Annotated in this window: 17 protein-coding genes; 14 read left to right on the top strand and 3 right to left on the bottom strand. The window is 50.3% G+C overall.

Going from position 1 to position 20,878, the window contains the following annotated elements:
- Window positions 1–59: 59 nt before the first annotated feature.
- On the bottom strand, window positions 60–518 hold the full coding sequence (locus tag HMPREF3047_RS00815; RefSeq protein ID WP_070583474.1) for a type IV pilin protein: 459 nt from the start codon (window positions 516–518) through the stop codon (window positions 60–62).
- Between the two features lie 289 nt (window positions 519–807).
- On the opposite strand from HMPREF3047_RS00815, the gene HMPREF3047_RS00810 reads away from it, so the two are divergent.
- The 10 genes from HMPREF3047_RS00810 (at window position 808) to nagZ (ending at window position 15,161) form a co-directional block, all read left to right on the top strand.
- Window positions 808–1,989 (top strand): efflux RND transporter periplasmic adaptor subunit, encoded by a 1,182-nt coding sequence (locus HMPREF3047_RS00810; RefSeq protein ID WP_070625104.1) that lies wholly within the window; start codon window positions 808–810, stop codon window positions 1,987–1,989.
- A gap of 81 nt (window positions 1,990–2,070) precedes the next feature.
- Window positions 2,071–4,008 carry a MacB family efflux pump subunit gene (locus HMPREF3047_RS00805; RefSeq protein ID WP_070625105.1) on the top strand — a complete coding sequence of 646 codons (1,938 nt, stop codon included), beginning with the start codon at window positions 2,071–2,073 and terminating at the stop codon, window positions 4,006–4,008.
- Window positions 4,009–4,070: 62 nt separating this feature from the next.
- The gene (locus HMPREF3047_RS00800; protein ID WP_070711923.1) at window positions 4,071–5,453 is read left to right on the top strand and encodes a TolC family protein; all 1,383 of its coding nucleotides are present in this window, start codon (window positions 4,071–4,073) and stop codon (window positions 5,451–5,453) included.
- Between the two features lie 112 nt (window positions 5,454–5,565).
- A complete protein-coding gene (locus HMPREF3047_RS00795; protein ID WP_070711922.1) occupies window positions 5,566–6,432 on the top strand; it encodes a DUF808 domain-containing protein in 867 nt (288 codons plus the stop codon).
- Between the two features lie 55 nt (window positions 6,433–6,487).
- Complete coding sequence (gene lnt / locus HMPREF3047_RS00790) at window positions 6,488–8,035, top strand: apolipoprotein N-acyltransferase (RefSeq protein ID WP_070711920.1); 1,548 nt, start codon at window positions 6,488–6,490, stop codon at window positions 8,033–8,035.
- A gap of 280 nt (window positions 8,036–8,315) precedes the next feature.
- Entirely contained in the window at window positions 8,316–9,179 is an 864-nt protein-coding gene (gene rpoH / locus HMPREF3047_RS00785; protein WP_004519690.1) for an RNA polymerase sigma factor RpoH, read from the top strand.
- Window positions 9,180–9,327: 148 nt separating this feature from the next.
- Window positions 9,328–10,581, top strand: coding sequence for a glutamyl-tRNA reductase (gene hemA, locus HMPREF3047_RS00780; protein WP_003684306.1), 1,254 nt, complete (start codon window positions 9,328–9,330; stop codon window positions 10,579–10,581).
- A 245-nt stretch (window positions 10,582–10,826) separates the two neighbouring features.
- The gene (locus HMPREF3047_RS00775; protein WP_070711918.1) at window positions 10,827–12,326 is read left to right on the top strand and encodes a DegQ family serine endoprotease; all 1,500 of its coding nucleotides are present in this window, start codon (window positions 10,827–10,829) and stop codon (window positions 12,324–12,326) included.
- A gap of 132 nt (window positions 12,327–12,458) precedes the next feature.
- Complete coding sequence (locus tag HMPREF3047_RS00770) at window positions 12,459–13,979, top strand: Na+/H+ antiporter NhaC family protein (RefSeq protein WP_070711916.1); 1,521 nt, start codon at window positions 12,459–12,461, stop codon at window positions 13,977–13,979.
- A gap of 96 nt (window positions 13,980–14,075) precedes the next feature.
- On the top strand, window positions 14,076–15,161 hold the full coding sequence (gene nagZ, locus HMPREF3047_RS00765; protein WP_070583463.1) for a beta-N-acetylhexosaminidase: 1,086 nt from the start codon (window positions 14,076–14,078) through the stop codon (window positions 15,159–15,161).
- Between the two features lie 77 nt (window positions 15,162–15,238).
- Here nagZ and HMPREF3047_RS00760 read toward each other — a convergent pair whose 3' ends face one another.
- Complete coding sequence (locus HMPREF3047_RS00760) at window positions 15,239–15,985, bottom strand: amino acid ABC transporter permease (RefSeq protein ID WP_070711915.1); 747 nt, start codon at window positions 15,983–15,985, stop codon at window positions 15,239–15,241.
- 327 nt (window positions 15,986–16,312) lie between these two features.
- On the opposite strand from HMPREF3047_RS00760, the gene yegQ reads away from it, so the two are divergent.
- Window positions 16,313–17,668, top strand: a complete 1,356-nt coding sequence (gene yegQ, locus HMPREF3047_RS00755) for a prephenate-dependent tRNA uridine(34) hydroxylase TrhP (protein ID WP_003679384.1) — start codon at window positions 16,313–16,315, stop codon at window positions 17,666–17,668.
- 62 nt (window positions 17,669–17,730) lie between these two features.
- Here the strand turns inward: yegQ and hemC are convergent, their stop codons facing one another.
- Entirely contained in the window at window positions 17,731–18,666 is a 936-nt protein-coding gene (hemC, locus tag HMPREF3047_RS00750) for a hydroxymethylbilane synthase (RefSeq protein ID WP_141745143.1), read from the bottom strand.
- 118 nt (window positions 18,667–18,784) lie between these two features.
- Here hemC and ybeY point away from each other — a divergent pair, with 118 nt between their 5' ends.
- From ybeY to HMPREF3047_RS00735, 3 genes are read left to right on the top strand one after another with little or no spacing between them, the layout of a single operon-like run.
- On the top strand, window positions 18,785–19,300 hold the full coding sequence (ybeY, locus tag HMPREF3047_RS00745; RefSeq protein WP_070583455.1) for an rRNA maturation RNase YbeY: 516 nt from the start codon (window positions 18,785–18,787) through the stop codon (window positions 19,298–19,300).
- Between the two features lies 1 nt (window position 19,301).
- Window positions 19,302–20,144 carry an HlyC/CorC family transporter gene (locus HMPREF3047_RS00740; protein ID WP_070583453.1) on the top strand — a complete coding sequence of 281 codons (843 nt, stop codon included), beginning with the start codon at window positions 19,302–19,304 and terminating at the stop codon, window positions 20,142–20,144.
- Window positions 20,141–20,878 carry a methionine ABC transporter ATP-binding protein gene (locus HMPREF3047_RS00735; RefSeq protein WP_070711913.1) on the top strand — a complete coding sequence of 246 codons (738 nt, stop codon included), beginning with the start codon at window positions 20,141–20,143 and terminating at the stop codon, window positions 20,876–20,878. The genes HMPREF3047_RS00740 and HMPREF3047_RS00735 overlap by 4 nt, the downstream gene beginning before the upstream one ends.

Raw genomic sequence — 20,878 nt, 5'->3', positions numbered from 1 at the left:
AGAATATTTAGAAACATTTGCAAAGGTCTCAGGCCGTCTGAAATTCAGACGGCCTTTGTTTATTTCTCATCTGTGAGCGTTTCATAGCCGGGACAGTTTTGTTTATTGCTGTTTTTTGCCCAGGTAATACCGCTGTCGTTGTAATAAACGGTACAGGTTTCATTTGCGTTAGTTTCTTGGTTGGGTTCTGCCTTCAAAATATAACCTGAATCGGAAGGATTAGGCATAGAAGCCGCATTTTCGGAAGGATTAGGCGCAGAAGCCGTATCTTTGGAAAAACTAATATCGAAATATTGATTCTGCTGCAAATTTCCATCAGGAAACCCTACAAATGTACTTTTTTGAGTATAGTAGCGTTCAAGTTGTTGGGCATTATGCAGCATCTGTGTGCGGACGGATGCGAGACGCGTTTGGCGGATGTAGTTTTGATAAGACGGATATGCGATGGTAGCAAGAATGGCTGCAATCAAAACGACTATCAGCAGCTCGATAAGCGTGAAGCCTTGTTGATGTTTCATTGTATTTATGTCGTAAATAATTAGAATAAGACATGAATATTATAGTCGTTTTCTTGCGGCTTAAATGTTCAGATTCGGAGGGAGTTTGGGAATTTATGTAAATGAGGTGCAAGTTCTGAAAAATGTTTACTGCCCTTTATTTTTTATTTCAATAAGTTAAACTTCAATTTAAGCCGACCGTCTCTTGGTCGGCCTTGGTCTTTACAGTAAAATCCAGTTGTTTTTTTGTTTCTATCAATACATTTATTGCTTGTCTGCAACGTTATTTTATTGAATTGGTTCCTTTTATATGTCTAAAGTTTTCAAGTGGGCGGCCGGTACGGCTGTTGTAGTAGCAGCGGCTTTCGGCGGCTGGTCTTTGATGAAGCCTGAGCCTCAGTCTTCTTTTATTACAGAAGTGGTCAAACGCGGCGATATCCGTCAAACCGTGTCGGCAACCGGCGAAATCTCACCTTCCAATTTGGTATCCGTAGGCGCGGAAGCTTCAGGTCAGATTAAAAAACTGTATGTGAAACTGGGCCAACAAGTGAAAAAAGGCGATCTGATTGCGGAAATCGACTCAACCAATCAGATCAATACCTTAAATACCGAAAAATCCAAACTGGAAACCTATCAGGCAAAATTGGTTTCTGCCGAAATCGCGCTTTCCAGTGCGGAGAAAAAATATAAACGCGAACTTGCCTTATGGAAAGAACAGGCAACTTCCAAGGAAGACTTGGAATCTGCACAAGACTCTTTAGCCGCAGCCAAAGCCAATGTTGCCGAACTGAAGGCCTCCATCAAACAATCAAAAATCTCCATCAATACAGCCGAATCCGAACTGGGCCACACGCGGATTACCGCCACCATGGACGGTACTGTGGTCGCCATTCCTGTTGAAGAAGGCCAATCCGTCAATGCGGCGCAATCTACGCCGACCATTATCCAGCTGGCCAATCTGGAAACCATGTTAAACAAAATGCAGATTGCCGAAGGCGACATCACAAAAGTCAAAGCCGGTCAGGATATTTCGTTCACCATTTTGTCCGAGCCGGACACCCCGATTAAAGCGAAATTAGACAGTGTCGACCCCGGCCTGACCACCATGTCTTTGGGCAACTACACCAGCAGCACGGACACGACTTCCAATGCGATTTACTACTATGCCCGCGCACTGGTACCGAATCCCGAAGGCAAACTTTCTATCGGCATGACCACTCAAAACACGATCGAAATCAACGGCGTGAAGAATGTTTTACTGGTATCGACGCTGACCGTAAAAAAGCATAACGGCAAATCATTTGTCAGCGTTTTGGGTGCAGACAATAAAGCTGTCGAGCGCGAAGTAACCGTCGGTTTGAAAGACAGCATGAATACCGAAATCAAAAGCGGCTTAAAAGAAGGCGAAAAAGTGATCGTTTCTGAAATGAGCGCAGATGAAAAGAATAAGAGCAGCGAACACGCGATGATGGGTGGCGGCCCTCCTCGCTGATTGATTAAGGCCGTCTGAAAGGTTTGGCTGTGTTTCAGACGGCCTTAGTTCCTGTATTTCTATTTTTCGCCCGGAAAGATTATGAGTTTAATCGAATGTAAGAATATCAACCGTTTTTTCGGTAGCGGTGAAAACCGTGTGCACGTATTGAAAGATGTCAGCCTTTCTATTGAGAAAGGCGACTTTGTGGCGATTATCGGCCAGTCCGGCTCAGGCAAATCGACGCTGATGAATATCTTGGGCTGTCTGGATACCGCCACCTCCGGCTCTTATCAAATCGACGGCATCGAAACATCGCAAATGCAGCCGGATGAGCTGGCGGCTTTGCGCCGTGAGCGTTTCGGCTTTATTTTCCAGCGTTACAACCTGTTAAGCTCGCTGACCGCCCGGGACAACGTCGCCCTGCCTGCCGTGTATATGGGCATGGACAGCAAAGAGCGCGCGGAACGTGCGGAAAAACTGTTGGGCGATTTGGGCTTGCAAAATAAAGAAGGCAACAAACCCAGCGAGCTTTCCGGCGGTCAGCAACAGCGCGTTTCGATCGCCCGCGCGTTGATGAACGGCGGCGAAATTATCTTTGCCGACGAACCGACCGGCGCATTGGATACCGCCAGCGGTAAAAATGTGATGGAAATCATCCACAAGCTGCACGAAGACGGGCATACCGTGATTATGGTCACCCACGATCCGGGCATTGCGGCAAATGCGAACCGCGTCATCGAAATCCGCGACGGTCAGATTATTTCGGATACGTCTAAAAATCCCGATATCCCGCCCAGCAAAGTGGAGAGGATTAAAGAAAAAGCTTCCTGGTCGTTTTATTACGATCAATTTATGGAAGCATTCAAAATGTCGGTACAGGCGATTATGGCGCACAAAATGCGTTCGCTGCTGACCATGCTGGGGATTATCATCGGTATCGCATCGGTGGTATCGGTAGTGGCCTTAGGTAATGGCTCGCAACAAAAAATCCTGGAAGACATCAACTCGATGGGCACAAACACCATCAGCATCTTCCCCGGACGTGGTTTTGGCGACCGTAGAAGCGGACGGGTCAAGACACTGACGATTAATGACGCAAAAGCCATCAGCCAACAAAGCTACGTCGCCTCTGCCACCCCTCAAACCAACTCCGGCGGCACCTTAACCTACCGCAACACCGACCTGACCGCCTCACTTTACGGCGTAGGCGAACAATATTTCGACGTGCGCGGTTTGAAATTGGAAGAAGGCCGTCTGTTTGATGATGACGATGTAAAAACCGATGCCCAAGTCGTCGTCATCGACCAAAACACCAAAACCAAACTCTTCGGCGAAGGCGTCAATCCTTTAGGCAAAACCATCCTTTTCAAAAAACGCCCGCTAACCGTCATCGGCATTATGAAAAAGGATGACAACTCGTTCGGCAACTCTGACTCGCTGATGCTTTGGTCGCCTTATACAACGGTCATGCACCAAATTACCGGCGAGAGCCATACCAACTCCATCGTTGTCAAAATCAAAGACGATGCCAACACGCAAGTCGCCGAAAAAAGCCTGACCGAGCTGCTGAAAGCACGCCACGGTACAGAAGACTTCTTTATGAACAACAGCGACAGCATCAAAGAAATGGTTGAAAGCACGACCGGCACCATGACGCTGCTGATTTCTTCCATTGCGGTCATCTCTTTGGTGGTCGGCGGTATCGGCGTGATGAACATCATGCTGGTCTCCGTTACCGAGCGCACCAAAGAAATTGGTGTCCGCATGGCAATCGGCGCACGCCGCAACAATATTTTGCAACAGTTCCTGATTGAGGCCGTCTTAATCTGTATCATCGGCGGCCTTTCGGGCGTATTGTTGTCCGCAAGCATCAGCCTGGTGTTCAACTACTTTGTCACCGACTTCCCGATGAGCATTTCCATGACTTCCGTCATCGGCGCGGTGGTCTGCTCCACCGCCATCGGCGTCGCGTTCGGCTTTATGCCTGCCAACAAAGCTTCCAAGCTCAACCCGATTGATGCCTTAGCTCAAGATTGATTATGTTTCAGACGGCCTATTATCTTAAGGCCGTCTGAAATGCCGTTACCCGAAAGATTTTTATGAAGACGAAACCTTTTTCCCAAGCAGCCTTGTCATTGGCTGTTGCCCTTGCCCTAAGTGCGTGCGCCGCGCCTAAAGCCAATCCGAATCTGACGTTGGAAGCAACCGGCCAAATCATGAGTGCGGCGGAAACTGCCGAACGCTACGATGTAAACGGCAACTGGTGGGAAATCTACCAAAGCCCGCAGCTTAATGCGCTGATGGAGCAGGCGCTGGCGAACAATATCGATTTGAAACAGGCGGCCATCAGCGTCAACAAGGCTTTGTACCAAGCCAATATTTTGGGTGCGGATTTGGTACCTTCGTTCAGCGGATCATTGGGTGCGAATGCTTCTAAAAACCTGAAAACCGGCAGCCACGGCAATACCTTCAGCAGCCAGCTTGGCTTGAGCTACGAATTGGATTTGTGGCGCAAACTCAGTGCCACTGCCGATGCGCAGGTATGGGAATACCAAGCCACGCATGAAGACATGGCCAACACACGCCTGACTTTGATTAATAATGTTGCCGATGCCTATTTCAATATTGCCTACCTGAACGAAGCCATCGAGTTGGCGCAAAAATCGCTGAAGCAATATCAGGAAATCAACCGCATTGCGAATGCCAAGTTCCGCTACGGCCGGGCTGACTCCAGCCAACCGACCCAAGCCAAACAGTCATTGCTGAGTGCGGAAAACAGCCTGTTGTCTTTGCAAAACAATTTGGATACGCAAAAACAGGTTTTGCGTAATTTATTGAATTTAAGGCCGTCTGAAAACATGGCCGCCGATCCGGCACAATTCCGCCTGTTGCCGGTCAAAGGCGTAAATTTGGACGTACCGATTACCGTTTTGGCCAACCGCCCCGACCTGCGCGCCGCCGAATACCGCCTGCAAGCGTCGCAACAATCGGTCAACGCGCAAAAACGCAGTTGGTATCCGTCGATTACTTTGGGCGCAAGTTTGAGTACGTCGTCCGACAAAGCAAAAAGCACGTTCAATATCCCTATGTTGGGCGGTTCGGCCACCATCAATCTGCCTTTCCTTAATTGGCAGACCATGAAATGGAAAGACAAAACCGTACAAGCGGAGATGGACAGCGCCAAGCTGAATTTTGAAAAAGCCTTGACCACAGCGCTCAACGAAGTCAACACCAACTACCTTGCCTACAAAAACGCGCAGGCCGGCCTTGCCAATCAGGAACAGCGTTATCAGTTGGACAAGAAAAACAGCCATTACTATCAAGTCCGCTACCAACACGGTAAAAACGAACTGAAAGACTGGCTGGAGGCTTTGAATTCGGAGTACAGCTCGGCTCAAAACCTGCTGAACCAACGCTATGAAGCCTTAAAATACGAAAATATGGTGTATAAAGCCATGGCGGGACGTTATACGCCGAAATAGCATTTTCAGACGGCCTTTGGTTAATTTCCGTCAACGGCCGTCTGAAAAACATTCAAGCAACTGAATTTTCATATATAATCGCGCGTTTATTTGATTTTATCCGGACAACATTATGGCCTTCGCCTCTCTCCTTACGCTTTTGGACGACATTACCGCCGTTTTGGACGATGTAGCGATGATGACCAAAGTCGCCGCCAAAAAAACCGCCGGCGTGGTCGGTGACGATTTGGCACTCAACGCCAATCAGGTAACCGGCGTATCCGCCGAGCGCGAATTGCCGATTATTTGGGCGGTGGCAAAAGGCTCTCTGGTCAACAAGCTGATTCTGGTGCCGCTTGCGCTATTGCTTTCCACTTTCCTGCCTGCACTGATTACGCCCTTGCTGATGATCGGCGGTGTTTATTTGTGTTTTGAAGGCGTAGAAAAACTGTTGCACAAATTTCTGCACCGCAATGAACACGAAGACAGACACGATGCCGAGCCTGAAGTCACAGACGAAAAAACAAAAGTTAAAGGCGCGGTCCGCACAGATTTCATCCTCTCCGCCGAAATCATCATTATCGCGCTGGGCGTTGTTGAAAAATATGACCTGATGACGCGTTCTTTGGTTATGGCCGCCATCGGTGTCGGCATGACGGCATTGGTCTATGGTTTGGTCGGCATTATCGTCAAACTTGACGACCTCGGCATGATGTTGATGCGCCAGAAAAGTGCCGCCGTACAAGGCATCGGACGCGGTTTGATTTCATTTATGCCTTGGTTTATGCGCGGCTTGAGCATTGTCGGCACGCTGGCGATGTTCTTGGTCGGCGGCGGACTGATCGCCCACAACCTTGGTTTTTTGCACGATTTCCTCCACGCACAACATTGGGACAGCGGCATGATGGAACATATCGCCAATCTGGTGGTCGGAGTAGCCGCCGGTGCATTGGCCTGCGCAATTGTCCTGCCTGCAATGAAATTGTTTCAAAAAGACTGATTTTGTTTCCCTGCCGTCTGAAAATTTTTCAGACGGCCTCAATACCATTTAAAGCATGAATATTTTCCGTAAACTCGAACAATACTGGCAACATCCGCTGCTTTACTGGCCGCTGGTCATCTTGATTGCCGCCGCGACACCGTTCACTTTCGCCCCGTATTATCATTTTTGGCTGATGCCGTTGTTGTTTGGCGCGCTGATACGCCTGATTGAATTGCGTCCGCGCTTTGCCGTCATGTCTGCCTATCTGTTCGGATTAATCGGTTATACGGCGCAGTTTTATTGGATACACACTGCCCTGCATGATGTTTCGGGTCTGCCGGATTCGTACGCCATCCCCCTCACCTTTCTGCTGCCGGCATTTCTTGCGCTTTATCCGGCCATCTGTTTTTGGGTGTGGAGAAAATGCAACCTGGCGCGCTGGGCCAAAACCGGCCTCCTGCTACCGATTTTGTGGACGCTGGCAGAATTTGCCCGCGAACGCTTCCTGACCGGATTCGGCTGGGGCGCAATCGGCTATTCCCAAATCATCAAAGACAGCCCGTTGGCAGGTTTCGCGCCGTTGGGCGGCATTCATATGGTCACGCTGACAACCGCTTTCCTCAGCGCATGGCTGGTGTTGCTGATTGACAACCACGGCCGTCTGAAACACCGCCTCCTGCCCTTATTCCTTATCGTTGCGCTCTGCTCCGTCGGCTACATTTCCCAACAAACCGAATACACCCGCCCTGACGGCAGCACCAGCACGGTTGCCCTGATTCAAGGCAATATCGAGCAAAATCTGAAATGGAAGGAAGAGCAAATCATCCCAACCATTCAGAAATACTACGAACAAATCAGCAAAACCAGTGCCGACATCGTCATCCTGCCTGAAACCGCCTTGCCGCTGATGCGCCAAGACCTGCCCGAAGGCATCTTGGAACAATTCGCCGAGCAAGCGCAAAGCAACGGCAGCGCGTTGGCCATCGGTATCAGCCAATATACGCCCGACGGCAACGGCTACGAAAATGCAGTCATCAATTTGAGCGACTATCACAACAGCACTTCCGATGTCATCCCCTACTACGCCAAGAACCACCTCGTTCCATTCGGCGAATACAAGCCATTGCCCGCCATTACCGAGCGTCTCTATAAAATGATGGATATGCCTTTGGCCGACTTTCAAAAAGGCGGCGACAACCAGGCGCCTTTGACAATGAAAGATCAAAAAGTCGCCTTCAATATCTGCTATGAAGATGGTTTCGGCGACGAACTCATTGCAACGGCGAAACGCTCCACCCTGCTCGCCAACATCAGCAATATGGCGTGGTATGGCAAATCGAATGCCATGTATCAGCAGCTTCAACAATCCCAAGCGCGTGCAATGGAACTGGGCCGCTACATGGTTCGCGCCACCAATACCGGCGCAACCGCCATTATTTCCCCTAAAGGTACGATTGTTGCCGAAGCCCAGCCGGATACAGAAACCGTCCTCGAAGGCCACGTCAAAGGCTATATCGGCGAAACGCCTTATATGAAAGCAGGCGGCTCAACATGGCTTATCAGCATTTTGGCCGTTATCGGCGTATTCCTCATCCTGATTGGCCGGAAGAAACCAGAATAAAAAATTTTAAGACCTTGTTATACAAGGTCTTTTTTATTGATAAAACTATTTACATACAGAAATGTTTGTAATATACTTATCCAAAACCTAGCAAATCACTCAAATTTTCAAAAACAATCAACTCCTGCAATTTAAGCAGCAAAAACTATTGAATCCATCGTTTAATTTACAGAAAAAATCCAACCCATAACAAAACAAACCACAGGCAGTGTTATACTGCTTGTCACACAATAAACAAAAAGCCGTTTTCAGACGGCCCAATCAAGGAGAGTATCCTTTTATGAATAAAGCTTTTGCATTACCCGTTATCCACAGCGGCAACGGTAGCCTCGAGCAATACATTCATACAGTCAACAGCATTCCTATGCTGACTGCCGAAGAAGAAACACAACTGGCCGAACGTCAACAAAAAGGCGACCTCAACGCCGCCAAACAGCTTATTCTGTCCCATCTCCGCGTCGTCGTATCCATTGCACGCGGTTACGACGGCTACGGCCTCAACCAAGCCGACCTGATTCAAGAAGGCAATATCGGCCTGATGAAAGCCGTCAAACGCTACGAACCAAGCCGCGGCGCGCGCCTGTTTTCGTTTGCCGTGCATTGGATTAAAGCCGAAATCCACGAATTCATTTTGCGCAACTGGCGTTTGGTCCGCGTTGCCACCACCAAACCGCAACGCAAACTGTTCTTCAATCTGCGCAGCATGCGTAAAAACCTGAATGCTTTGTCTCCAAAAGAAGCGCAAGAAATCGCCGACGATTTGGGCGTCAAATTGTCCGAAGTCTTGGAAATGGAGCAACGCATGACCGGTCATGATATCGGCATCATGGCAGAAAACAACGATGACGAAGACAACTTCGCCCCTATCGACTGGTTGGCCGATCACGATGCAGAACCTAGCCGTCAGTTGTCCAAACAAGCCCACTACGCCCTGCAAACCGAAGGCCTGCAAAACGCCTTGGCGCAACTGGACGACCGCAGCCGCCGTATCGTTGAAAGCCGCTGGTTGCAAGACGATGGCGGTTTGACCCTGCACGAATTGGCTGCCGAATACGGCGTATCTGCCGAACGCATCCGCCAAATCGAAGCCAAAGCCATGCAAAAACTGCGCGGTTTCTTGGCAGAAGAAGCAGAAGCCGTTTAAGCCTTTCATGATAAAAAGGCCGTCTGAATCTTTTCAGACGGCCTTTTCGATGACAAACCTCATTGCATCTTCACCCCCAACACATTCATTTTAAAGCCCACTTAAGCTATAATACCCACCACACACACTACCCAGTCATACCATAACCATGCAACTTACCGTCGTCGGACTCAATCACCAAACCGCGCCCTTGAGCATACGCGAAAAACTGGCATTTGCAGCTGCAAATCTGCCGGATGCCGTGTCCAACCTCGCGCGCAGTGAGGCGGCGGAAGAAGCAGTCATTCTTTCTACCTGCAACCGCACCGAGCTTTACTGCGTCGGTGAAACCGAAAAAATCATCGACTGGTTGGCGCAATATCACGACCTACCTGCCGAAGAAATCCGCCCTTACCTCTATACCTTGGATAATAATGAAACCGTCCGCCACGCCTTCCGTGTCGCCTGCGGTTTAGATTCCATGGTCTTGGGTGAACCGCAAATTCTCGGTCAAATCAAAGATGCCGTCCGCGTTGCGCAAGAACAGGAAAGCATCAATACCCACTTAAACGCCCTGTTTCAAAAAACCTTTGCCGTTGCCAAAGAAGTGCGTACCGACACTGCCGTCGGTGAAAACTCCGTCTCCATGGCTTCTGCATCGGTGAAAATGGCAGAGCAAATCTTCCCTTCCATTTCCGATCTGAACGTTCTCTTTATAGGCGCAGGCGAAATGATTGAACTGGTGGCCACTTATTTTGCCGCCAAAAATCCGAAGCTCATTACCGTTGCCAACCGTACACACCAGCGCGCGCAGGAATTGTGCGACAAACTCGGTGTCAACGCCGAAGCCTGCCTGTTGAATGAATTGCCCGATATTCTTCACGATTACGACGTGGTTGTTTCTTCCACTGCCAGCCAACTGCCCCTCGTCGGCAAAGGCATGGTCGAACGCGCATTGAAAAAACGCCACAACATGCCTGTTTTCCTGCTGGATTTGGCCGTTCCACGCGATATCGAAGCCGAAGTCGGCGAATTGGAAGACGCATATCTCTATACCGTGGACGACATGATGGACATCGTCCAAAGCGGCAAAGATGCACGCAAAAAAGCAGCAGCGGCGGCTGAAAGCATGGTGGAAGAAAAAGTCAGCGAATTTATCCGCCTACAGAAAAACCGCCAAAGCGTTCCGCTTATCCGCGCTTTGCGCGACGAAGGTGAACGTGCACGCCGCCAAGTATTGGAAAATGCCATGAAGCAACTCGCAAAAGGCGTATCCGCCGAGGATGTCCTTGAACGCCTCTCCATTCAGTTGACCAACAAACTGCTCCACTCTCCGACACGCACGCTCAATAAAGCCGGCTCGGACAACAGCGAATTAATCGATGCCGTGGCGCAGATCTACCATTTGGACCAACACGACTGACCACAATTTAAAGGCCGTCTGAAAGAAGCGAACCGACCGACAGGTCATATTCCAAAGCTTTCAGACGGCCTTAAAACAATAAAATCCCAATTATCATTTTTTCATTTAAAATGAAATGCTTGAAAAAAAACCGTTAAAGTGTAAAAATCCTACCTTATACATTTAAACAACATTCAAACAATAAAACTGCCTGCCGGCTCAAACGCATGCCGACAATACGATAGGCACCGGCAAAAGGAACTTTCGTGAATATTAAAACAAACACATATCTGGCCCTTGCTGTCCTCTCAGCTTCCCTTCTTTCAGGTTGCGACAAAGTCAGCACCTTTTTCGGCAAAGACGAAAACAAAGAACTCGTCCAACGCATAGAAACCAATACCGATGACGGAAAAGTCGGTATGTTGCTGCCCGACTTCGCCCAACTGGTGCAAAACGAAGGACAGGCAGTCGTCAATATTCAAGCGACACCGGCGAAACGCACTGCGACACCGGATGACGACCACAGCATGGACCTGAGCCAATTCCCCGACAACGATCCGTTTTACGAGTTCTTCAAACGCCTCGTTCCCAATATGCCCGACATGCCGCAAGAAGATACCGAAAGCGACGATTTGAATTTCGGTTCCGGCTTCATCATCAGCAAAGACGGCTATATCCTGACCAATACCCACGTGGTTGCCGGCATGGGCAACATTAAAGTCCTGCTCAACGACAAACGCGAATACACGGCCAAACTGGTCGGCTCAGACGCCCAATCCGATGTTGCCCTCTTAAAAATCGAGCCGCAAGAAGACTTGCCGGTTGTCAAAATCGGCAATCCGAAAGATTTGAAACCGGGCGAATGGGTAGCCGCCATCGGCGCACCTTTCGGCTTTGACAACAGCGTAACCTCCGGCATCGTCTCCGCCAAAGGCCGCAGCCTGCCGAATGAAAACTACACGCCGTTCATCCAAACCGACGTTGCCATCAATCCAGGCAACTCAGGCGGCCCGCTATTCAACCTCCGCGGCCAAGTAGTCGGCATCAACTCGCAAATTTACAGCCGCAGCGGCGGTTTCATGGGCATTTCGTTTGCCATTCCGATTGATGTTGCCATGAATGTGGCCGATCAATTGAAAGCCAACGGCAAAGTCCAACGCGGTCAATTAGGCGTGGTTATTCAAGAAGTTTCTTATGATTTGGCCAAATCTTTCGGTTTGGACAAAGCAAGCGGCGCACTGATTGCCAAAATCATGCCAAACAGCGCGGCACAACAAGCCGGTTTACAGGTTGGCGACATCGTACGCAAAGTGAACGGCGAAGAAGTCCGCGCTTCCAGCGATTTGCCTGTTATGATCGGCTCGATTATGCCGGGCAAAGAAGTGACTTTGAGCATCTGGCGCGGCGGCAAACAAACCGATGTCAAAGTCAAACTTGGCAGCGCAGCCGAGCAAACGGAAACTTCTGCCAAAGAAGCCGAACACCCACAACACGAAGGTGGCCATGACGGATTTACCGTTGAAAACGCAGGCGTTACCCTGCAGGTTGAAAACGCAGATGGCAAACAACGCTTAATCGTTCTGCGCGTTAGCGGTGCGGCCGAACGTGCCGGCCTCAAACGCGGCGACGAAATCATTGCCGTCAGCCAAATCAGCGTCAATGACGAATCCACTTTCCGTAGCGCATTGGAAAGCTCAGGCAAAAACGTACCGCTTTTGGTACAACGCGATGGCAATACTTTGTTCCTCGCGCTAAATCTGCAATAGTCCGATTTTCAGACGGCATGATGATGTGTTAAATGGTAAAATACCCATCTGTCAGAGGCGGTGGGTATTTTGTTATCCGTCTTCCAATTTAGGCCGTCTGAAAATATTTCACCGCTTATATACAAGATAATTATGCAACTTATTAATTATTCAAATTCTATTTTATCCATCGTCCCGGCAGCCATTGCGCTCGCCTTGGCCATTGCCACGCGCCGTGTATTGCTATCCCTGGGTGTCGGCATTATCGTCGGCTCATTCCTGCTGGTAGGCGGTAATCCACTCGATGCCTTGGTTCACTTAAAAGACATGGCGGTCAGCCTGACTTGGGCGGACGGCGATTGGTCTTTGGGCAAACCCAAAATCCTGCTCTTTTTGGTGCTTTTGGGGATTTTCACTTCCCTGCTGACGCATTCCGGCAGCAACCAAGCATTTGCCGATTGGGCAAAACAGCATATCAAGGGCCGTCGCGGTGCGAAGCTGCTGACCGCCTGTCTGGTATTCGTTACCTTTATTGACGACTATTTCCACAGCCTTGCCGTCGGTGCGATTGCCCGCCCTGTAACCGACAAATTCAAAGTTTCCCGCGCCAAACTGGCTTATATCCTTGACTCCACTGCCGCACCAATGTGCGTTTTGATGCCGGTATCCAGCTGGGGCGCATCGATTATCGCTACTTTGGCAGGCCTTTTGGTAACTTACAACATTACAGACTACACACCGATGGGCGCATTCGTGGCCATGAGCCTGATGAATTACTACGCCGTCTTCGCGTTGATTATGGTGTTTGTCGTTGCTTGGTTCTCCTTCGACATCGGCTCCATGGCCCGTTTGGAACGCGCCGCTTTGAACGAAATTCATGATGAAACCGTTGAAACAGGCCATCCCAACGGCCGTGTGTTCGCACTGATTGTGCCGGTTTTGGTACTGATTGTCGCCACGGTTTCAGCCATGATTTACACTGGCGCACAAGCTTCTGAGACCTTCTCTTTGCTCAGCGCGTTTGAAAATACCGATGTAAATACTTCCCTCGTGTTCGGCGGTACTTGCGGCGTATTGGCCGTCATCCTCTGCACCATCGGCACCATCAAAACCAGCGACTACCCTAAAGCCATTTGGCAGGGCATCATCTCTATGCGCGGCGCCATTACCATCTTGATTTTGGCATGGATCATCAGCACCGTTGTCAGCGAGATGCACACCGGCGAATACCTCTCCACTTTGGTGGCAGGCAATATCCACGCAGGCTTCCTACCCGTGATTTTGTTTCTGCTCGCAGGCGTGATGGCCTTCGCTACCGGCACAAGTTGGGGCACATTCGGCATCATGTTGCCGATTGCCGCCGCCATGGCCGTCAAAGTCGAACCTTCGCTGATTATCCCTTGCATGTCCGCCGTCATGGCCGGTGCCGTATTTGGCGACCACTGCTCGCCGATTTCCGACACCACCATCCTCTCTTCTACCGGCGCACACTGTAACCACATCGACCACGTTACCTCGCAATTCCCTTACGCACTAACCGTTGCCGCCTCTGCCGCTATCGGCTACCTGATTTTAGGCATGACCGGCTCTGCGCCTTTAGGTTTTGTGGTAACCGGCATCGTAATGGTTGTGTTGATTTTCATCTTAAAAGACAAGAAAAAAGCAACTGCCTAATTCAAAACCAATATTCAGACGGCCTGAGATATTCCGACACGCTCAGGCCGTCTGAATATTGCAATTACCCATATATACATTATTCAGGACAAAACAATGAATACGCCCCATCTTCCACGCGGCCCAGTCATGGCCGACGTCGCTGCCTATCATCTGACCGAAGAAGAAAAACAACGCCTGCTCGACCCTGCCGTCGGTGGCGTTATTTTGTTCCGCCGCAACTTTGAAAACGTCTCCCAACTCAAAGCTTTGGTTCAAGAAATCAAAGCCGTCCGTACACCTGAACTCATCATCGCCGTTGACCACGAAGGCGGACGGGTTCAACGTTTTATTGACGGCTTCACCCGCCTGCCGGCCATGAACGTATTGGGCGAAATTTGGGACAACGAAGGCAAAGAAGCCGCCTGCGCCCAAGCAGAACAAGTCGGCTGGGTTTTGGCAACCGAACTCTCCGCCTGCGGTATCGACCTATCCTTTACGCCTGTATTGGATTTAGACTGGGGGCAATGCGCCGTCATCGGCAACCGCAGTTTCCACCGCGACGCCAACATCGTGACCCAGCTTGCCCTTGCCCTGCAAAAAGGCCTGAACAAAGGCGGCATGAAATCTTGCGGCAAACACTTCCCCGGCCACGGCTTTGTCGAAGGCGACAGCCATCACGTCCTGCCTTGCGACGAACGCAGCCGCGAAGGGCTCGAAGCCGCCGACCTTATCCCATTCCGAGCATTGAGCCAAGCAGGCATGGCCGCAGTCATGCCTGCCCACGTCGTATACCCGCAAATCGACAGTCAACCTGCCGGCTTCTCCGAAAAATGGCTGAAACAAATCCTGCGCCAAGAAATCGGATTTAACGGCGTTATCTTTTCAGACGACCTGACCATGGAAGGTGCATGTGGTGTCGGCGGTATTAAAGAACGCGCCCGACTTTCTTTTGAAGCGGGCTGCGACATTGTACTAGTGTGCAACCGCCCTGACTTGGTAGATGAATTGCGAGACGGTTTTCACGCACCGGCAAACGCCGACTTGGCAGCACGTTGGCAATACATGGCCAACACATTGACCGTACAAGAAACTGCCGACATCATGGCAACCGAAGAATTTCAAGCCGCCCAACAGGCAACCGCCAAACTGGCAACGCCTAAAGACATCGCAGGCGGTGTCAAAGTCGGCGAAGCATTCTGATTCAAGGCCGTCTGAAACATTGACGGCAAATAAAAAAAGGAAGACTTGAAAAGTCTTCCTTTTTTTATTTAAACCGATTAGCGGTGTTGCGGATTGTAACGGCTTTCCAATCGCAGGAATACCCAGCCCAAAAAGCTTGTCAGCACCAAATAAATCAGCGCGATTGTATAAAGCGGTTCTTCATAGACAGAATAGCGGCCGGTAATCGTGCTTTGTACATAAGCCAACTCAGCCACGCCGATGACGGACAATAATGAGCTGTCTTTCAACAAAGTAATAAATTCACTGGCCAATGGCGGCAACATACGGCGCAAAGCTTGCGGCAAAATCACATAACGCATCGCCTGAGTATAGGTCAGACCCAAAGAACGCGCAGCTTCCATTTGGCCCTTATCAATCGACTGGATACCGGCACGGAAAATCTCACAAATATACGCACCCGAGTTCGCAATCAACGCCAAAGAACCGGCAATCAACGCACCATAAGAACGGCGCAAATCAATGGCTGCTTCGCCGCTAATCAATACACCGTCGGCCGGATGAACAAAAAATGGGAACCAAACATAAGCCCAAATCACAATTTGTACAAACAATGGCGTACCACGAAACAGCGTCACATACCAAAAAGAAATCTTACGCAACACCCAAGCCAAGACACGCATCGGCACACCGGCTTTTTCCGGATTGATCAAACGCGCCAATGCCAGCAGCAAACCCAAAACTGAGCCGCCTGCCGTTGCAACCACCGTCAGTCCCAGCGTCGTCAACACGCCGTATAAAAACATCCAGCGGTATTCATAAATAATGTCAAAACGAAAATCCATAACCCTTCCGTCGGTCAAAATCGGTAACTAATCCGAATATTTTTTAAAATGAAGCTTAATATTTTACAAGAAAATACATTGCTTGAACGGTTTTTTGTTAAATTATTCCGCCCAACCCTGCTTTTTTTACATTTCCAATGAATTGCAGCCCCTTTTCACCTTTGCCCATATAGGACATTTTCCGTATAAAAAACAAAGCGCAAACCTGACACAAAATTGACCGAAATACAAAAACAGCGGATAATCCGCCCATTCTTCAAACATCTTTCAGACGGCCTTCCCTCTTTCCTTGAGGGCCGTCTGAAAACATTTTAAAAAGCATAAAACATGAAAGCACCCGAACTCTTATTGCCGGCAGGCGGCCTCGAACGCATGCGCGCTGCCTACGATTACGGCGCAGATGCCGTTTACGCCGGCAGCCCGCGTTACTCCCTGCGCGCCCGCAACAACGAATTTGCCAAACTCGACGTCCTCGAGCAAGGCATTAAAGAAGCGCACGAGCGCAACAAAAAATTCTTCCTGACCGTCAATACGCTGCCGCACAATTCCAAACTCAAAACCTTTGTTTCCGATATGGAACCCTTGATTGCCATGAAACCCGACGCGCTGATTATGGCGGATCCGGGCTTAATCATGACTGTGCGCGAAAAATGGCCGGAAATGCCGATCCACCTATCCGTTCAGGCAAACACCACCAACTACTGGGGCGTAAAATTCTGGCAGAACATCGGTGTCGAACGCATCATCCTGTCGCGCGAATTAAGCATGGAAGAAATCGCCGAAATCCGCCAAGAATGCCCCGACATCGAACTCGAAGTCTTCATCCACGGCGCATTGTGCATCGCCTACTCAGGCCGTTGCCTATTGTCGGGCTATTTCAACCACCGCGATCCCAACCAAGGCACCTGCACCAACTCCTGCCGTTGGGACTACAAAGTCCACAACGCCACTGAAAGCGATGCGGGCGACGCCCAGCTTCTGCAAGGTTTCAACTTTGAAAAAGCCCAAGAAGAAGCCAACCAAAACTTTGAAGGCATCAATGGTCAAAAACGCCACCCATACGCTGACAAAGTTTTCCTGATTGAAGAGTCCAACCGCCCGGGCGAAATGATGCCGATTATGGAAGACGAACACGGCACCTACATCATGAACTCCAAAGACCTTCGCGGCATTGAAGTGGTTGAAAAACTGGCCAAAATCGGCGTGGACAGCCTCAAAGTCGAAGGCCGCACCAAGTCGCTTTATTATGTTGCACGCGTAGCTCAGTCCTACCGCAAAGCGATTGACGATGCCGTTGCAGGCCGTCCGTTTGATTACAGCCTGTTGAGCGAACTCGAAGGCCTTGCTAACCGCGGCTACACGAGCGGCTTCCTTGAGCGCCACCAAACTCAGGATTACCAAAACTACCTGACCGGCCACTCCATCGCCAAACAAAGCCAATATGTCGGCCACGTTACCGAAATTGATGAAAACGGCTGGGCGACCATCGAAGTCAAAAACCGCTTTGCCATCGGCGATTCACTCGAAATCATCCACCCGAGCGGCAACCAAACCATCAAATTAGAACAAATGACCCGCAAAGGCCAGCCTGTCGATGTTGCCCCAGGCAACGGCATTCAGGTCAAAATCCCGAATATGCAAGGCAAAGAAAAAGCTTTGGTTGCGCGGATTATGAATCCTTAAGCATCAACAAAACAAAGGCCGTCTGAAACTTTCAGACGGCCTTTTAAATGATCTATGCTATTTTAAGCCTGTTCTTGCAATACGGCGGCAATCAATTCTTCCGCACCATCATCTGCCAGTTTTTTGGCAACAGCGCGACCCAAAGCATCGGCGTATTCGGCAGGGGCTTGCGCGTCTGCCTGCAAAATGACTGAACCGTCAGGATGACCGACCAAGCCGCGCAAGGTCAGTAAGCCGTTTTCTTCAGTGCAATATGCGGCCAGCGGCACTTGGCAGCTTCCACCCAAAGCGCGCGCCAACGCACGTTCGGCCGTAACGCAGGCGTGTGTGGTATCGTGGTTTAACGGCTTTAAGACTTCGTACAAATCTTCGCGATGCGCTGCAATTTCAATACCCAATGCGCCTTGTCCGGCGGCAGGCAGGCTGTCGGATTCCGACAAAATCATGCGGATGCGTTCGTCCAATTCCAGACGCTGCAAACCGGCGGCGGCCAAGATAATCGCATCGTATTCGCCGTTATCGAGTTTGGACAAACGGGTTTGCACATTGCCGCGCAAAGGTTTGATAACCAAATGCGGATAGCGCGCACGCAACTGGGCTTCGCGGCGCAGGCTGGATGTACCAACGATGGCGCCTTTGGGCATTTCTTCCAAACGCGCGTATTGGTTGGACACAAACGCGTCAAACGGATTGGCGCGTTCGCCGATGGCTGCAAGCGCAAAACCTTCAGGCAAATCCATCGGTACGTCTTTAATAGAATGCACGGCCAAGTCGGCCCGACCGTCATACAAAGCCTGTTCCAACTCTTTGACAAACAAGCCTTTACCGCCGACTTTTGACAAAGTTCTGTCCAAAATCTGGTCGCCGCGCGTGGTCATGCCCAAAATCTCGACTTCGCAATCGGGATACAGGGCTTTCAGACGGCCTTGGATATGTTTTGCCTGCCACATGGCAAGCAGGCTTTCGCGACTGGCGATAACGAGTTTTTTCGGGTTCATAATGGTTGCCTGAAAGATGGAAAACGGCATGAAGTCTATCATATTTTGGGCGGTTTTTCAGACGGCATGGGGGTGAATATGTTATATTTACGCCTAAAAACCAAATTTTCCGGACAACATGAAACGCGCCAAACAATATCCTTTTTTATCCTTACAGCGGCAACGTTTTCATCTGAACTTTGAAAACGCCTCTTCCGCCGCCAACCTTCCGAGCGAACGCGATTTTTACCGCTGGGCGTGGTCTGCTTTGAAAAACGAATACCGCCGCGCTGACATCAGCCTGATTCTTCTGGACGAAGAAGAAGCCCGCGCCTACAACCGCGACTACCGCGGCAAAGATTACGCCACCAATGTATTGAGTTTTGCGCTCAACGAAGGTGAAATCCTGCCCGACCAGTTTTCAGACGGCCTGTATGGCGATTTAGTAATTTGCCCGCAAGTGGTTTTAAAAGAAGCCGCCGAACAAGGCAAAACACCCAAGCAGCATTTTGCCCACCTGACCATACACGGTACTTTACACCTGATGGGCTACGACCACATCGAAGACGATGAAGCCGAAATAATGGAAGCCGAAGAAATCCGCCTGATGCTGGCGGCAGGCTTCCCCAACCCCTACCAAGAGGACGAATATTAAAATGGACGGTACGCAGTCGAAACCCAAGTTTTTCGAACGCCTAATCTCCCGACTTGCCGGCGAGCCCGATTCCGCCGAAGACGTATTGACCCTGCTGCGCCAAGCGCACGAGCAGGAAGTTTTTGATGCCGACACACTGACCCGGCTGGAAAAAGTATTGGACTTTGCCGAGCTGGAAGTGCGCGATGCCATGATTACGCGCAGCCGCATGAACGTATTGAAAGAAAACGACAGCATCGAGCGCATCACGGCCTACATCATCGAAACCGCTCATTCGCGTTTCCCCGTCATCGGCGAAGACAAAGACGAAGTTTTGGGCATTTTGCACGCCAAAGACCTGCTCAAATATATGTTCAACCCCGAGCAGTTCCACCTGAAATCCGTCTTGCGCCCTGCCGTTTTCGTACCCGAAGGCAAATCTTTAACCGCCCTTTTAAAAGAGTTCCGCGAACAACGCAACCACATGGCGATTGTCATTGACGAATACGGCGGCACATCCGGCCTGGTAACCTTTGAAGACATCATCGAGCAAATCGTCGGCGACATCGAAGACGAGTTTGACGAAGACGACAGCGCCGACAATATCCACGCCGTTTCTTCCGAACGCTGGCGCATCCACGCCGCAACCGAAATCGAAGACATCAACGCCTTTTTCGGCACGGAATATAGCAGCGAAGAAGCCGACACCATCGGTGGCCTGGTCATTCAAGAATTGGGGCACCTGCCCGTACGCGGCGAAAAAGTCATCATCGGCAGCCTGCAATTTACCGTCGCACGCGCCGACAACCGCCGTCTGCACACCCTGATGGCCACACGAATTAAAGAAAACACGGATAAACCATGATTATTCTGGATCACGTCTCCAAACACTATCAAACACGTGACAAAAAAGACTTTGTCGCCATCGAGCCGACCAGCCTCGAAATCAAACAGGGTGAAATCTTTGGCCTGATGGGCTACTCCGGTGCAGGCAAATCCACCTTGTTGCGTCTGATTAACTTATTGGAACGTCCGGATACAGGTACCGTCAGCGTGTGCGGCCAAGAACTGACCGCGCTCAACGCCACGCAATTGCGCCACGCCCGACAAAACATCGGCATGGTGTTCCAACAGTTCAACCTATTGAGCAACCGTACCGTTGCCGAAAACGTCGCCTTTCCTTTAGAAATTGCCAAATGGCCGTCTAAAAAAATCCAAGCGCGTGTTGAAGAATGTTTGGAAATCGTCGATTTGCAAGACCGTGCCAACCATTACCCGTCCCAACTTTCCGGTGGTCAAAAACAACGTGTCGGCATTGCCCGCGCACTGGCGCCGCAACCTCAAGTCATCCTCGCCGACGAACCCACTTCCGCCCTCGACCCCGCCACTACGCGCAGCGTTTTGAAGTGTTTGGAAGACATCAACCGACGTTTTAACGTAACCATCGTCATCGTTACCCACGAAATGAGCGTTATCCGCCGCCTGTGTGACCGTGCCGCCCTCTTGGACAAAGGCCGTCTGCTGGAAATCGTTGAAGTACACGGCAACCAAATCCATGCCCAATCCGAAATCGGGCAAGAGCTGATTCGAGAGGACTAA

Source organism: Neisseria sp. HMSC075C10 (assembly GCF_001815615.1).
GTDB lineage: Bacteria > Pseudomonadota > Gammaproteobacteria > Burkholderiales > Neisseriaceae > Neisseria > Neisseria subflava_A.
Note: the sequence above shows the minus strand (reverse complement) of the source record. Positions and strands in the feature narration are given on the sequence as shown.